Source organism: Pseudomonas sp. ARP3, from assembly GCF_001029595.1.
Taxonomy (GTDB): domain Bacteria; phylum Pseudomonadota; class Gammaproteobacteria; order Pseudomonadales; family Pseudomonadaceae; genus Aquipseudomonas; species Aquipseudomonas rhodesiae.
This window is the reverse complement of the sequence record NZ_LEKF01000003.1, coordinates 172,483-187,048: the sequence shown is the minus strand read 5'-3', so window position 1 is coordinate 187,048 and position 14,566 is coordinate 172,483. Positions and strand designations below refer to the sequence as shown.

At 59.4% G+C, this 14,566-nt stretch carries 16 protein-coding genes; 8 read left to right on the top strand and 8 right to left on the bottom strand.

Annotated elements, in window-relative coordinates:
- Positions 1 to 69 precede the first annotated feature (69 nt).
- From ABX75_RS05185 to recX, 3 genes are all read left to right on the top strand, one after another.
- On the top strand, positions 70 to 570 hold the full coding sequence (locus tag ABX75_RS05185; protein WP_034096165.1) for a CinA family protein: 501 nt from the start codon (positions 70 to 72) through the stop codon (positions 568 to 570).
- A gap of 83 nt (positions 571 to 653) precedes the next feature.
- A complete protein-coding gene (recA, locus tag ABX75_RS05180; protein WP_034096166.1) occupies positions 654 to 1,712 on the top strand; it encodes a recombinase RecA in 1,059 nt (352 codons plus the stop codon).
- 8 nt (positions 1,713 to 1,720) lie between these two features.
- Positions 1,721 to 2,188 (top strand): recombination regulator RecX, encoded by a 468-nt coding sequence (recX, locus tag ABX75_RS05175; RefSeq protein WP_034096167.1) that lies wholly within the window; start codon positions 1,721 to 1,723, stop codon positions 2,186 to 2,188.
- Between the two features lie 116 nt (positions 2,189 to 2,304).
- On the opposite strand, the gene ABX75_RS05170 is transcribed toward recX, so the two are convergent.
- Both ABX75_RS05170 and ABX75_RS05165 read right to left on the bottom strand, forming a co-directional pair.
- Positions 2,305 to 3,417 (bottom strand): TIGR00730 family Rossman fold protein, encoded by a 1,113-nt coding sequence (locus ABX75_RS05170; protein ID WP_034096168.1) that lies wholly within the window; start codon positions 3,415 to 3,417, stop codon positions 2,305 to 2,307.
- Between the two features lie 369 nt (positions 3,418 to 3,786).
- Positions 3,787 to 4,221: a PA3611 family quorum-sensing-regulated virulence factor gene (locus ABX75_RS05165; protein ID WP_034096169.1), complete on the bottom strand. Its 435-nt coding sequence runs from the start codon at positions 4,219 to 4,221 to the stop codon at positions 3,787 to 3,789.
- A 178-nt stretch (positions 4,222 to 4,399) separates the two neighbouring features.
- Here ABX75_RS05165 and ABX75_RS05160 point away from each other — a divergent pair, with 178 nt between their 5' ends.
- The 3 genes from ABX75_RS05160 to ABX75_RS05150 all read left to right on the top strand — a co-directional run bounded on the left by ABX75_RS05160 (position 4,400) and on the right by ABX75_RS05150 (position 6,448).
- Positions 4,400 to 5,119 (top strand): tRNA-uridine aminocarboxypropyltransferase, encoded by a 720-nt coding sequence (locus tag ABX75_RS05160; RefSeq protein ID WP_034096170.1) that lies wholly within the window; start codon positions 4,400 to 4,402, stop codon positions 5,117 to 5,119.
- A 240-nt stretch (positions 5,120 to 5,359) separates the two neighbouring features.
- The gene (gene erdR / locus ABX75_RS05155; RefSeq protein WP_034096171.1) at positions 5,360 to 6,010 is read left to right on the top strand and encodes a response regulator transcription factor ErdR; all 651 of its coding nucleotides are present in this window, start codon (positions 5,360 to 5,362) and stop codon (positions 6,008 to 6,010) included.
- A 75-nt stretch (positions 6,011 to 6,085) separates the two neighbouring features.
- The gene (locus ABX75_RS05150; RefSeq protein ID WP_034096172.1) at positions 6,086 to 6,448 is read left to right on the top strand and encodes a diacylglycerol kinase; all 363 of its coding nucleotides are present in this window, start codon (positions 6,086 to 6,088) and stop codon (positions 6,446 to 6,448) included.
- Between the two features lie 3 nt (positions 6,449 to 6,451).
- On the opposite strand, the gene ABX75_RS05145 is transcribed toward ABX75_RS05150, so the two are convergent.
- Complete coding sequence (locus ABX75_RS05145; RefSeq protein WP_034096173.1) at positions 6,452 to 7,378, bottom strand: LysR family transcriptional regulator; 927 nt, start codon at positions 7,376 to 7,378, stop codon at positions 6,452 to 6,454.
- Positions 7,379 to 7,502: 124 nt separating this feature from the next.
- Here ABX75_RS05145 and fpr point away from each other — a divergent pair, with 124 nt between their 5' ends.
- Entirely contained in the window at positions 7,503 to 8,282 is a 780-nt protein-coding gene (gene fpr, locus ABX75_RS05140) for a ferredoxin-NADP reductase (protein WP_034096174.1), read from the top strand.
- 59 nt (positions 8,283 to 8,341) lie between these two features.
- On the opposite strand, the gene tsaA is transcribed toward fpr, so the two are convergent.
- The 5 genes from tsaA to rimO form a co-directional block, all read right to left on the bottom strand.
- Positions 8,342 to 9,037 carry a tRNA (N6-threonylcarbamoyladenosine(37)-N6)-methyltransferase TrmO gene (gene tsaA / locus ABX75_RS05135; protein WP_034096175.1) on the bottom strand — a complete coding sequence of 232 codons (696 nt, stop codon included), beginning with the start codon at positions 9,035 to 9,037 and terminating at the stop codon, positions 8,342 to 8,344.
- 3 nt (positions 9,038 to 9,040) lie between these two features.
- Positions 9,041 to 9,502 carry a DUF1456 family protein gene (locus ABX75_RS05130; protein ID WP_034096176.1) on the bottom strand — a complete coding sequence of 154 codons (462 nt, stop codon included), beginning with the start codon at positions 9,500 to 9,502 and terminating at the stop codon, positions 9,041 to 9,043.
- 67 nt (positions 9,503 to 9,569) lie between these two features.
- Entirely contained in the window at positions 9,570 to 10,280 is a 711-nt protein-coding gene (locus tag ABX75_RS05125; protein ID WP_034096177.1) for an rRNA pseudouridine synthase, read from the bottom strand.
- A 71-nt stretch (positions 10,281 to 10,351) separates the two neighbouring features.
- Entirely contained in the window at positions 10,352 to 10,825 is a 474-nt protein-coding gene (locus ABX75_RS05120) for a GNAT family N-acetyltransferase (RefSeq protein ID WP_034096178.1), read from the bottom strand.
- Positions 10,826 to 10,926: 101 nt separating this feature from the next.
- Positions 10,927 to 12,267, bottom strand: coding sequence for a 30S ribosomal protein S12 methylthiotransferase RimO (gene rimO / locus ABX75_RS05115; protein ID WP_034096179.1), 1,341 nt, complete (start codon positions 12,265 to 12,267; stop codon positions 10,927 to 10,929).
- Between the two features lie 288 nt (positions 12,268 to 12,555).
- On the opposite strand from rimO, the gene ABX75_RS05110 reads away from it, so the two are divergent.
- On the top strand, positions 12,556 to 14,457 hold the full coding sequence (locus ABX75_RS05110; protein ID WP_034096180.1) for a potassium transporter Kup: 1,902 nt from the start codon (positions 12,556 to 12,558) through the stop codon (positions 14,455 to 14,457).
- Positions 14,458 to 14,566 lie beyond the last annotated feature (109 nt).

Sequence of the window (14,566 nt, the reverse complement as noted above, 5' to 3'; positions counted from 1 at the left end):
GCCTGTGGCTTGCGTGCGCGATCGGCTCCTGTAGGGTAGGCGAACGCCCGCCCACTCCAGGAGACGACCGTGAACGAGATCACTCAACTTGCCGCTGAACTGGGCCGCCGCCTGCAGGTGCTCAATGCACATGTCACCACGGCAGAGTCCTGTACAGGTGGCGGCATTGCCGAGGCTATTACGCGGATTCCCGGCAGTTCAGCCTGGTTCGAGGCCGGTTATGTCACCTACTCCAACCGGCAGAAGACTCGACAGTTGAATGTTCCCGACGAGCTGTTTGCCAAAGTAGGGGCCGTGAGTCAGGAAGTGGTGGAGGCGATGGTACGCGGCGCCCAGGAGAAAAGTCTGGCGCGATTCGCCGTCGCGGTCAGTGGCGTGGCAGGGCCGGATGGTGGTTCGCCGGAAAAACCGGTGGGTACCGTTTGGCTGGCGTTCGGCGTGGGGGATGAGGTTACGGCGCAGCGCGAGCACTTCAAGGGCAACCGTGACGAGGTCCGCCGACAAACGGTCAAGGCCGCGCTGGAGGGCTTGTTGCGACGAGCTGCAGTAGAAATAGAAAAACAGGGGTAGGCGATCTCCGATCTTTGTGGAACAATACTGTCTACTTATACAGGTGTTGGCCGTCAGGCCTTATTGATTACGTGAGGACTTTAATGGACGACAACAAGAAGAAAGCCTTGGCTGCGGCCCTGGGTCAGATCGAACGTCAATTCGGCAAGGGTGCCGTAATGCGTATGGGCGATCACGACCGTCAGGCGATCCCGGCTATTTCCACTGGCTCTCTGGGTCTGGACATCGCACTCGGCATTGGCGGCCTGCCAAAAGGCCGTATCGTTGAAATCTATGGTCCTGAATCTTCCGGTAAAACCACCCTGACTCTGTCGGTGATTGCCCAGGCTCAAAAAATGGGCGCCACCTGCGCGTTCGTCGATGCCGAACACGCCCTGGATCCAGAATACGCCGGCAAGCTGGGCGTCAACGTTGACGACCTGCTGGTTTCCCAGCCTGACACCGGTGAGCAGGCCCTGGAAATCACCGACATGCTGGTGCGCTCCAATGCCATCGACGTGATCGTGGTCGACTCCGTGGCGGCCCTGGTACCCAAGGCTGAAATCGAAGGCGAAATGGGTGACATGCACGTGGGTCTGCAAGCCCGTCTGATGTCCCAGGCGCTGCGTAAAATCACCGGTAACATCAAGAACGCCAACTGCCTGGTGATCTTCATCAACCAGATCCGTATGAAGATCGGTGTGATGTTCGGTAGCCCGGAAACCACCACAGGTGGTAACGCGTTGAAGTTCTACGCTTCGGTCCGTCTGGATATCCGCCGTACTGGCGCAGTGAAGGAAGGCGACGAGGTTGTCGGTAGCGAAACCCGCGTCAAAGTGGTGAAGAACAAGGTAGCTCCACCTTTCCGTCAGGCCGAATTCCAGATTCTCTACGGCAAGGGCATCTACCTGAACGGCGAGATGATCGACCTGGGCGTGTTGCACGGCTTCGTCGAGAAATCCGGCGCCTGGTATGCCTACAACGGCAGCAAGATCGGTCAAGGCAAGGCCAACTCGGCCAAGTTCCTGGCGGATAACCCGGACATCGCCGCTGCTCTTGAGAAGCAAATTCGCGACAAGCTGCTGACTGCCGCGCCAGACGTGAAAGCTGCCGCCAACCGTGAACCGGTTGACGAGATGGAAGAAGCCGACACCGACATCTGAAGCAAACGATGACTGTTGTACTGGATACACTCGTCGCCGTTAGGCGCACTGCAATGGACCTGCTCGCTCGCCGCGAGCATGGTCGAGTCGAACTGACGCGTAAATTGCGCCAGCGCGGCGCAGAGCCCGAGATGATCGAAGCCGCTCTCGACCGTTTGACGGAGGAGGGCCTGCTTTCCGAATCCCGTTACCTGGAAAGTTTTGTTTCCTACCGAGCCCGGTCCGGCTACGGTCCTGCACGAATTCGCGAAGAACTGAGCCAGCGCGGTTTGCAGCGTAGCGATATCGACCTTGCTTTGCGTGAGTGCGATATCAACTGGCAGTCGCAACTGGAGGATACCTGGCGTCGCAAGTTCTCTGGTCATCTACCGATTGATGCCAAGGAGCGTGCGAAACAAGGTCGATTCCTGAGCTATCGCGGGTTTTCAATGGATATGATCAGCCGTTTGCTCAGCGGTCGAGAGATGGACGACTGAGTAACGCAGATTCGTTCCGGCGAACGGCTACATAACCCCTGGTCGCTCAATACGATCCCCCGATACACCCTAAAAGGCCCGCTATGAAAATAGCGGGCCTTTTCGCGTTTCTGAATTCACGCCGGCTCCGGTGTCACTCGCTGCTGCGCCGTGCCCTGGGCATGGGCCCAGTTCTCTGGCAGGTTGATGTAGTCCACCAACTCTCGCAAACGGCCTTGATCTCGCCCGTTGAAATTGAACACCAATCGCGTCAAATGGCTGAATTTCGGCTCATCATGTTCCTCCCCGGTGTAAGTCAGTTGCTGGAACTCGCCACTCAAACGCAGGCTGGCGAATTCAGTCTGCAGATGCGCCAAGGCCTGTTCGCTGAGCGGATGGTTCATGCGCATTACAAACTCCCGTTTGAGCCAGCGTGTGGAGTGGAAGTTGGCGTAGAACTGATTGATTTCGTCCACGGCCTCTTCAGCGCTGTACACCAACCGAACCAGCTTGAGATCGGTCGGCAGAATGTAGCGATTGGCCTCCAACTGGTTGCGGATAAAGTCCAAAGCGCCTTGCCAGAACCCACCGCCGGGCGCATCCAGCAACACCACCGGCACCAGCGGGCTCTTGCCGGTCTGGATCAGCGTTAATACTTCCAGCGCTTCGTCCAGGGTGCCGAAACCGCCTGGGCATAACACCAGCGCATCGGCTTCTTTGACGAAGAACAGTTTGCGGGTAAAGAAGAAGTGGAAGGACAGCAGGTTTTCAGTGCCATCGATGGTGGGGTTGGCGTGCTGTTCAAACGGTAAGGTGATATTGAACCCCAGGCTATGCTCCAGGCCAGCACCCTCGTGTGCTGCCGCCATGATGCCGCCGCCACCGCCAGTGATCACCATCAGATCGGAGCGCGCCAAGGCGGTGCCCACCTCGCGAGCCAAGGCATATAACGGGCTTTCTACCGGAGTGCGTGCCGAGCCGAATACGGTGACCTTGCGTCGCCCCTTGAACTGTTCCAGAACCCGGAACGAGTGGTCCAATTCGCGGATGGCCTGTAGGGTTATTTTGGCGTTCCAACGGTCGCGGTCGTCTTGGGCCATGCGCAGCACGGTAAGGATCATGTCGCGATACAGGGGGCTGTTCGGGCTGTTGGGGGCGATCTGTTGGAGCTGAGCTTCGACTTGCTGTGTGAGCTCGGGCCCGTGTTCTTCAAAATGTCGTATCAAGCTGTCATTCGGTTGGTAAGGCACTCAACGTCTCCTTATTCACAGAGGTTGGGCCGGCGGCGAGTGATCGTCCGGCGGTCACGACACTGCATGTGTCGCTGCATGCCTTAGGCATTGCACCTGTTTGCCAGTCGGCAAAGCGCGCTCTGTATGTTCCTAGTGATTTAAAAACCTCTGCACTGCAAGTCGCAGTAGGGAAACCCTCTTGTGCCCTGAAAATGTTACAGGACGGTATGGAAACCGTTACGCAAGGGTGTTTGAGATGACTCGATCATGGGCCGAAAAAGCCTTGGCTGGCAACCGCTTATTGGTTGATCAGAGGGGGGCTGGCGGGAAACAATTGCAAAGGGGGAGTACGCGCCACGGGACCGCAGCGCGGGGATAAAGCCGAATTTACTTTTTCTTCTTCGTCGGGGCTGGGCAGTCCGCTTCTGCGAACTTCACCGATGCCACAGGGCGGTTGCTCTTGTTCTCGGTGATTTCATAGCGCATCACGGCGCCCTTGGCCATCAACTCGCGGTAGCCGGGGTTTGTGCAGACGCTGCGGCCCAATTGGAAGTAGACAGCCTTGGGGTTGGCGCGCATCTGTTCGGCACGGTCGGGCAGCACACTCAGGTGGTCGATCAGCTGCATACCTTCAACGGTGTAGGCCACTTCCAGGGTTTTTTCGTCGATTTCTCGCGGCAGGCCTTTATTGCTCTCGGCGGCAACGCTTTGCAGCTTCTTGTTCATTTGCGCCTCCAGCAGCGAGGCAGCGTGGGCGCCCATGGGCAAAACCAGCGCAAGCGCGACGGATGGGGCGACAAGACGCAGCATGGAACGCAGCATGAAATTCTCCTGATTCGGTTACAGGTGCATAGACCCGCCACTGCGCTGTGCGTTCAGTGGCGCGCGATTATAGGTGAGGCCTTGCCGCTACAGCCAGGCGTATCGCTGGTAAACTGCGGCCACTTCAACCGATCTTGAGTGACCCCGTGTCGATTTTCCCGTTTCTACGGCGCATGCGATGAGCCACGCCGTCTCCCGCCTGCGCACTCAGCGCCTGGCGCGCGCCATCAAACCTTTCGTCAATCGCGGCTCCCGCGCTGAGCGTTGCCCCGGCTGCCGGGTCATTCCCGAATATTGCCTGTGCGCCTGGCGACCCAAGGTCGCAGCCAGGTCCGCCATGTGCCTGTTGATGCATGATGTTGAGCCGATGAAGCCCAGCAATACCGGCTGGCTGATCGCCGATGTGATCGATGACACCACGGCGTTCGCGTGGTCGCGTACCGAGGTCGATGCAGGGTTGCTCACCTTGTTGGCCGATCCGCAATGGCAGCCCTATATCGTGTTTCCCGGCGAGTTCGTGGCGCCGGAGCGTGTCGTCAGTGCCGTCACGGTGGAGGAGGGCAAGCGTCCGTTGTTCATCTTGTTGGACGGCACCTGGAGCGAGGCGCGCAAGATGTTCCGCAAGAGCCCTTACTTGGAACATCTGCCGGTGTTGAGCCTGGCGCCTGAGCAACTGTCACGCTATAAGCTGCGCCGCTCCAAACGCGATGATCACTTTTGCACCGCCGAAGTTGCGGCCCTGTGCCTGGAGTTGGCTGACGATGGCGCCGCCAGTGAAGTCTTGGACGCCTACCTCGATGTATTCAGTACCCACTACCTGGCGGCCAAGTTTCAGTTGCCACTGGATCTGGCGGACCCTGTTCACGCGCGCCTTGCGCCCTATATACCGGAGCTTTAGCCAGACGACGTTTGCATGATGGCACCTTATCCCTGCAACCCGCTAAAATGCCCGTGGGCGTAGTGCTTGACCCCCCAGGCTACGCTGGGCATGCTGGGCGCCGATTGAGGTGCCAGCATGGATTATCGACGTCGTTTCACGTCGAGCACGCCCTCTGGCGATGGCTGCCTGGCCACCGCCTTGTGCATTGGTGAACCCTGAACCCATCGGGGCTCCCATAAAAACAGGATCATTTAATCAATGGCCACATACGAAATCCTGATAGCCGACGACCACCCGCTGTTTCGCAGTGCGTTGCGTCAAGCGGTGACGCTGGGCCTAGGCCCGGATGTCCGCCTGGTCGAAGTGGCCAGTATTGCTGAGCTGGAAACCCATCTGACCGACAAAACCGACTGGGATCTTGTGCTGCTCGACCTGAACATGCCGGGCGCATACGGTTTCTCCGGGCTGGTGCTGCTACGCGGACAGTACCCACAGATTCCAGTGGTGATGGTCTCTGCCCAAGAAGAGGCCGATGTGGTGGTGCGCTCAAGAGAGTTTGGCGCCAGTGGATTTATTCCCAAGTCTAGCTCCATGGAGCAGATTCAAGCCGCAGTGCGTGCCGTTCTGGATGGTGACGTCTCGTGGCCCCCGCAAGCCTCGGAAACCATCAATGTCTCTGCCGAGGCCAAGGCCGCACAGGAGGGCCTAGCCAGCCTGACACCCCAACAGTTCCGGGTCTTGACCATGGTCTGTGAAGGTTTGTTGAACAAGCAAATTGCCTACGAGCTGAAAGTCTCGGAAGCCACCATCAAGGCCCATGTCACGGCGATTTTCCGCAAACTGAACGTGCGTACGCGCACCCAGGCGGCCTTGCTTTTGCAACAACTTGAGTCAATTACGCAGCATTAAGCCGGTTTCGATTCACGCTTTTTTGACTTCGCGTGATCTAGTTTCCCCACTCCTTTGGTTCAGTTGCCTACATCTATGTCGCCTTTCAAGGGTCAAACCGGTATCAAACGTATCTTCAATGCTGGGGGATATTCCCTGGATGGCCTGCGCGCGGCATTCACCGGGGAGGCGGCGTTCCGTCAGTTGGTGTTGCTCAATGTGATCCTGATCCCGTTGAGCTTTTTTCTGAGCGTCAGCCGCGTCGAGCGTGCGTTGCTGATCGCCGTGTGCCTGCTGGCGCTGATCGTCGAGCTGCTCAATTCGGCGGTGGAAGCGGCGATCGATCGCATCTCTCTGGACCGTCATCCCTTGTCGAAAAACGCCAAGGACATGGGCAGCGCCGCGCAATTCGTGGCCCTGACCATGATCACCCTGGTGTGGGCCGTCATCCTGATTTAAACCTCAGGCAATGGTCGGCAGCACGATTTCGTCGCTGCGTTGCACGCCGGCCGTGAACGCGCGACAGAGTTCCAGGAACTCGCGCATCGCTGAGGTCTGGTATTTCTGCTTGTGCCAGATGAAGTAAAACTGCCGCATAAGGTCCAGATCCGGCGTTTCCACCGGCACCAGGCTGCCACGGCGAAACGCATCGCGCAGCGCCAGCCGTGAGATGCAGCCAATGCCCAGTCCGGACTCCACCGCTCGCTTGATCGCCTCGGTGTGTTCCAGTTCGAGGCGGATATTCAGCGCGCTGCGGTGATGGCGCATGGCTTGGTCAAACGTCAGGCGCGTGCCGGAGCCTTGTTCACGCAGGATCCACGCCTCATGGGTCAACTCGTCCATGCTCGCCATGCCGCGTCTGGCCAGGGGGTGCTGCGGCGCGCAAAACACCACGAGTTCGTCCTCTACCCAAGTCTGCACCTCGATATCCGGGTGGCTGCAGTCGCCTTCGATTAGACCCAGGTCAATTTCGTAATGCGCGACTTGGTGCACGATATGCGCAGTGTTTTGCACATGCAGTTTCACCTGACTCTCGGGGTGTTGTTGCATGAAGCTGCCGATCAGCAAGGTCGCCAGGTAGTTGCCGATGGTCAGGGTGGCACCGACCGCCAGGGAACCAAAGCCGGACTTGCCGTTGAGCAGGTCTTCGATCTCCTTGGCCTGGTCCAGCAGCGCCACCGCCTGGGGTAACAGTTGATGGCCGAGAGCGTTGAGGCTCAGGCGTTTACCGGCGCGGTCGAATAATTGGCAGCTGGATTGACGCTCAAGCTCCGTGATCGAAGTGCTGGCAGCGGATTGGGATAAGGCCAGCAGGCCAGCAGCGCGCGAAACGCTTTCCTGCTGGGCGACGGCGACGAAGACTTGCAGTTGACGGAGAGTAAATCGCATATCGATATAACCGATAACCCTTATCTTAATAATTCAGTTAACAGATATTGTCGCCGCCATTAGAATGCGCTGCAATTGCGCGCTTCACATTTAGTGCAGACCCATTTCCAGGAGTCCCCCGTACATGAGCAACATGAACCACGAGCGTGTCCTCAGTGTTCATCACTGGAACGACACTCTGTTCAGCTTCAAGTGCACCCGCGATCCGGGCTTGCGCTTCGAGAACGGTCAGTTCGTGATGATCGGCCTGCAACAGCCCAACGGCCGCCCGCTCATGCGCGCTTACTCCATTGCCAGCCCAAACTGGGAAGAGCATCTGGAGTTCTTCAGCATCAAGGTGCCGGATGGTCCGCTGACCTCCCAATTGCAGCACCTGAAGGAAGGCGACGAAATCATCATCAGCAAGAAACCGACAGGCACCCTGGTGCTTGACGACTTGAAGCCCGGCAAACACCTGTACCTGCTCAGCACCGGCACTGGCCTGGCGCCATTTATGAGCGTGATCCAGGACCCGGAAACCTATGAGCGTTTCGAAAAAGTGATCCTGTGCCACGGCGTGCGCTACGTCAACGAAGTCGCCTACCGCGAGTTCATCACCGAGCACCTGCCGCAGAACGAGTTCTTCGGCGAGGCCGTGCGTGAGAAGCTGATCTACTACCCAACCGTGACCCGCGAGCCCTTCGAAAATCAGGGTCGCCTGACCGACCTGATGCGCAGCGGCAAACTGTTCAGCGATATCGGCCTGCCGCCGATCAATCCAGAGGACGACCGCGCCATGCTGTGCGGCAGCCCAAGCATGCTGGACGAGACCAGCGAAGTGCTCAACAGCTTCGGCCTGAAAGTTTCGCCGCGCATGCGTGAGCCGGGCGACTATCTGATCGAGCGCGCATTCGTCGAGAAGTAACTGCGGTAAAAAAATGTGGGAGGGGGCTTACCCCCTCCCACATTTCGTTTGCGCCTTATTCAGTTAGCGGGCACCACTTCCAATACGCAAATCACCCCCGCTTCGGGATAGTGCCAGCGCACATCCACATCCCAGAAGCGCACCCCGTATTCACGTTCTGGCCCCGGTGTCTGGTAGGCCGGGCGCGGGTCCTGGGCCAAACACTGATCGATCAGCTCAACCAATGGTTCCCCAAGGCGCTGGGCGTGGCCTTGTGCTTGCTGCAGCGCCGTCTTCAGCCACTGCACGGCAATCAACGGCGGCGCAGCGCTGGCGATGTCATTGGTGGCCGTGTCGATGATGTCGGCGTAGGGCACATAGGGTTTGATATCCAGCACGGGGGTGCCATCCAGCAAATCGATCCCGGAAATCCACAAGCGTCCGGGCTCCACCTTGTCCAGTTTCACCACCGACTGGCCGATGCCATTGGGTCGATGGGTTGCGCGGGTGGCAAACACCCCCATGGACGCATTGCCACCCAGGCGCGGCGGGCGCACCTTCAGGCGCGGCTTGTCTTCCAGGGCCTGGTGGAACAGAAACAGCAACCACACATGGCTGACCTGCTCCAAGCCTTGTACCGCCTCGCCCTGATCGAACGGTGCCACCAGTTCCACCACACCCCGGGCCGCTGGCGCCAGTTGCGGCTGGCGCGGAATGGCGAACTTCTCCTTGAAGCAGGAACGCACGAAGCCCACGGGTGAGACCGGGTAATTCATGGCTTAGGCACGCACCCGCAACGTCAGCCCCTTGAGGAAGTTACGCAGCAGCTGGTCGCCGCATGGGCGGTAATTGGTGTGGCCGAACTTGCGGAACAGCGCGCTCAGTTCCGGTTTGGATACTGGGAAATCGGCTGACTTGAGAATGGCGTGCATGTCGTCTTCCTTCAGTTCGAAGGCGACGCGCAGCTTCTTGAGAATGATGTTGTTGGTCACCGGGGTTTCGATCGGCTGGGGTGGGCGGCTTTCGTCCTTGCCGCGCTTGAAGATCACCAGGCCATCGAGAAAGTGCGCCATGACCTCGTCCGGGCAGAACACGAAGCCTTCTTCTTCGTCCTTTTTGAGGTAGGTCAGCAGGTCATCCTTGGTGATGTCCATGCCGCCGAGCTTGGTGATCTCGACCATTTTGTTGTCGCTGATGTCGAGCATGTAGCGCACGCTGCGCAATACGTCGTTGTGAATCATGGTGGGCAATCCTGGTTTTCAACGGTGGACAACGCCCAGTGGGGCGCTGTCGAAAAAAGGGAGCGGCTTAGAATTTCTCTTTGCCGGACAAGTAACGCCATTGGCCCACGGGCACCTTGCCGATGGACACACCGCCGATGCGGATACGGCGAATCGCCACGACTTTCAGGCCGACCGCTTCGCAGAACAATGCGATCACCCCGGGTTGCGGGTTTTTCAGCGCAAAGCGCAGGCGGTTTTCGTTCTGCCAGCTGGCTTTGACGGGCGGCAGCTCTTTGCCTTTATAGGTCAGGCCGTGGTTCAGGCGATTGAGGCCGTGGGCAACCATCTCGCCTTCCACCTCAACCACGTATTCCTGCTCGATCTTGGCGGCATCGGCGGTCAACTTGCGCAGAATCTTCCAATCCTGGGTAAACACCAGCAGGCCGCTGGCCTTGGCTTGCAGGTCGGCGCTGGCGCTCAGGCGCAGGAAGTGGCCCTTGAGCGGGCGCTTGCCGAAGCGATGTTCGTCCGACAGGGTTTCGGCGCTGATCGACGCCATCGCCGTGTCGGCATCCACGCCGGCCGGGGCGTGCAGCAGGATGGTCACGGGCTCCGGCGCAGTGGCCTTGGCTTCGGGGTCGAGTTCGACCTTTTGGGTGGTGACCTTGAACTGCGGTTCGTCGATCACTTCACCGTCCACCGAGACCCAGCCGCCTTCGATAAACAGCTCGGCCTCCCGACGGGAGCAACCGACCAGTTCGATAAGGCGTTTGGAGAGGCGTATGGGGTCAGTCATGACAAGGGCCGTAACAAAAGGGGGCGGCTATTGTACCTGCCTGGCGCCGGTTAATCCCGACCCCATTTCATTTAGCCCTGACGCGCCTGTGACGGCAGCTGGCGCAAACGCATGCGCAACAACGGATAAGGCTTGCCCAGGCCGTCGTGCTCCGTGCGTCCGATCACCTCGAAACCCTGCTTGAGGTAAAAACCCAGGGCCTGGGGGTTCTGTTCGTTGACTTCCAACTCATCGGCGTTCATGCACTCCACCGCGTAGCGCAGCAACTGTCGGCCCAAGCCCTGGCCACGGTATTGCGGGTCGATGAACAGCATCTCCACTTTGCCCGCCGCGACCCCGGCAAATCCGGTAATGCGCTGGCGGGCGTCTTTTGTGCAGATCAGCATCACGGCATCCAGGTAGCGGGTCAGCACCAGATCCTTGAGTAACACGATGTAGCTGTCCGGCAGGAAGTCGTGGGTGGCGCGCACCGAAGCTTCCCAGATGCGCACCAGCTCCGGGTAATCGCTGCTCTTAGGTGTGTGAATGACCGAATGCTGCCTCATGCCCGCTGCCCCTTGCCGATATCTGCATTGTTGGGCCAAACGATAGACCGAAAAAAGCCCCGCATCTTGTCCAGAAGCAGGGCTTTTCCAGTTTTTAACGATCAGGCGCGCTTTTCGGCCCACAGGTCGTATTCGTCGGCGTCGGTCACGGTGCACCAGACCTTGTCGCCTGGCTTCAAGCCGCTGGCGTCGTCGATAAATACGTTACCGTCGATCTCCGGCGCATCGAAGAAGCAACGGCCCACGGCGCCTTGTTCGTCGACTTCGTCGATCAACACTTCGATTTCCTTGCCGATGCGCAGTTGCAGGCGCGCCGAGCTGATGGCCTGCTGATGGGCCATGAAGCGTTCCCAACGGTCCTGCTTGACGTCGTCCGGCACCACGGCCAGGTCCAACAGGTTGGCCGGAGCACCTTCAACCGGTGAGTACTGGAAGCAGCCAACGCGGTCCAACTGGGCTTCGGTCAGCCAGTCCAGCAGGTACTGGAAGTCTTCTTCGGTTTCGCCGGGGAAGCCGACGATAAAGGTGGAGCGGATGATCAGCTCGGGGCAGATCTGGCGCCAGTTTTTGATGCGCGCCAGGGTCTTGTCTTCGAAGGCCGGGCGTTTCATGGCCTTGAGCACTTTCGGGCTGGCGTGCTGGAACGGGATGTCCAGGTACGGCAGGATCTTGCCGGCGGCCATCAGCGGGATCAGCTCGTCCACATGCGGGTACGGATAAACATAGTGCAGGCGCACCCACACACCCAGGCTGCTGAGGGCTTCGCAGAGTTCGGTCATGCGGGTCTTCACCGGCGCGCCGTTCCAGAAACCGGTGCGGTATTTCACATCGACGCCGTAGGCGCTGGTGTCCTGGGAGATCACCAGCAGCTCTTTCACGCCGGATTTGACCAGGCGTTGGGCCTCGTCTAGCACGTCACCCACCGGGCGGCTCACCAGCTTGCCGCGCATCGACGGGATGATGCAGAAGCTGCAGCTGTGGTTGCAGCCTTCGGAAATCTTCAGGTAGGCGTAGTGGCGCGGGGTCAGCTTGATGCCTTGCGGTGGCACCAGGTCGATCAGCGGGTTGTGATCCTGACGTGGCGGCACCACCTCGTGCACGGCGTTAACCACTTGCTCATATTGCTGCGGGCCGGTCACCGCCAGCACGCTGGGGTGCACGTCGCGAATATTGCCTTCTTCCACGCCCATGCAGCCGGTCACGATGACCTTGCCGTTTTCCTTGATGGCTTCGCCGATCACTTCCAGCGACTCCGCCTTGGCCGAATCGATAAAGCCACAGGTATTGACCACCACCACGTCCGCGTCCTGATAAGTGGACACCACGTCATAACCTTCCATGCGCAGTTGCGTCAGGATGCGCTCGGAATCGACCAGGGCCTTGGGGCAACCCAGGGATACAAAGCCGACCTTGGGGTTGGCCGTTGCGGGAGTGGTGGACATGTCTAACCTCGGTATTGAATGACGCCGCCGCCGTGAAGGGCAGGGCAGCGGACGGGCGCTGGGCGCGCCTCTGATCAAAAAGTGCGCAATTCTAGCGATGGGCAACGCACTTGACCAGCTTTATGCAGGGAAATACGACGAGCGCTGCGCTATGCTTCGCGCCGTTGCGCATGGGTAAAACCCGTGGGTCAATAAAACGTCTGTTACGAGAAGTAAAACAGCGCATGCTAGGGTTCGCTTAGACGCGCTGTTTATATAAGACCTCAGGTCAAAGGGCAGGAGTGGTTGATGGGTCAGGCAAGTAGTCAGGCAACAGGTGCCGAGCATTCAAACGCCAAGCCGATTGGCATGCTGGTGGCGGCGGTCGGGGTGGTGTATGGCGATATCGGCACCAGCCCGCTCTATACCCTCAAAGAGGTGTTCAACGGCGGTTATGGGGTTCAGGTCAACCACGATGGCGTGCTGGGGATTCTGGCGCTGATTTTCTGGTCGCTGATCTGGGTCGTGTCGATCAAGTACATGCTGTTCGTACTTCGTGCCGACAACCAGGGCGAAGGCGGCATCATGGCCCTTACCGCGCTGGCGCGGCGGGCGGCGGGGGAGCGCAGGAAGCTGCGCAGTTTCCTGGTGGTCTGTGGTCTTTGCGGGGCGGCGTTGTTCTACGGCGACAGCATGATCACCCCGGCGATTTCCGTATTGTCGGCCGTGGAAGGTCTGGAACTGGCGTTCGATGGCCTGGAAAAATGGGTGGTACCGATTGCCCTGGTGGTGTTGGTAGCGCTGTTTCTGATCCAGAAGCATGGCACCGATCACATCGGCAAGTTGTTCGGGCCGGTGATGGTGACCTGGTTTCTGGTGCTGGGCGGCCTGGGTGTGTACGGCATCACCCTGCACCCTGAGGTGCTGCATGCCTTGAACCCGATCTGGGCCGTGCGTTTCTTCGAGGCCCACCCTGGCATTGGCGTGGCGATCCTTGGCGCGGTGGTGCTGGCGTTGACCGGTGCCGAAGCGTTGTACGCCGACATGGGGCACTTCGGCCGCAAGCCGATTGCCCGTGCGTGGTTCATGCTGGTGCTGCCGGCACTGGTGCTTAACTACTTCGGTCAGGGCGCGATGCTATTGGGCGACCCCGAAGCCGCGCGTAACCCGTTCTACTTGCTGGCACCGAGTTGGGCGCTGATCCCGCTGGTGGTGTTGTCCACCCTGGCCACGGTAATTGCGTCCCAGGCAGTGATTTCCGGTGCGTTCTCCTTGACGCGCCAAGCGATCCAGCTTGGTTACATCCCGCGCATGCACATCCAACACACCTCCAGTGCCGAACAGGGCCAGATCTACATTGGCGCGGTGAACTGGTCGCTAATGGTCGGCGTCATTCTGCTGGTACTGGGCTTCGAATCCTCCAATGCCTTGGCCTCGGCCTACGGCGTGGCTGTAACCGGCACCATGCTGATGACCACTATCCTGGTGTCGGCGGTCATGCTGCTGCTGTGGAAATGGCCGCCGGTGCTGGCTGTGCCGGTGCTGGTCTGCTGCCTGTTGGTCGACGGTCTGTACTTCGCCGCCAACGTGCCGAAGATCATCCAGGGCGGGGCCTTCCCGGTACTGGCGGGGATCGTGCTGTTCGTACTGATGACGACGTGGAAACGCGGCAAGCAATTGCTGGTGGACCGCCTCGATGAAGGCGGCCTGCCGTTGCCGATCTTTATCAGCAGTATCCGCGTACAGCCGCCCCACCGGGTGCAGGGCACGGCGGTGTTTCTCACCGCGCGCCCCGACGCTGTGCCCCATGCGCTGTTGCACAACCTGCTGCACAACCAGGTGCTGCATGAGCAAGTGGTGCTGCTGACCGTGGTGTACGAAGACATCCCACGGGTGCCCGCCACCCGGCGGTTCGAGGTGGACTCCTACGGTGAAGGCTTCTTCCGGGTCATCCTGCACTTCGGTTTCACCGACGAGCCGGACGTGCCCGAAGCGCTGAAGCTGTGCCATCTGGACGATCTGGATTTCAGCCCGATGCGCACCACCTACTTCCTCAGCCGTGAAACGGTGATCGCCTCGCGTATCAAAGGCATGGCGCGCTGGCGCGAAGGGCTGTTCGCGTTCATGTTGAAAAACGCCAACGGTAACCTGCGCTTCTTCAAACTCCCGGTAAACCGGGTGATCGAGCTGGGCACCCAGGTCGAAATGTAAGCACGCGCTGCACGGGGGCCGGCAATCGGCTCCCGCTTTGTGCTGAACCCTGTGCAATCGCGCGTTGTCGACTAGGCTCTAAGCACGGTTTGAATAGTGCCCACAGAAC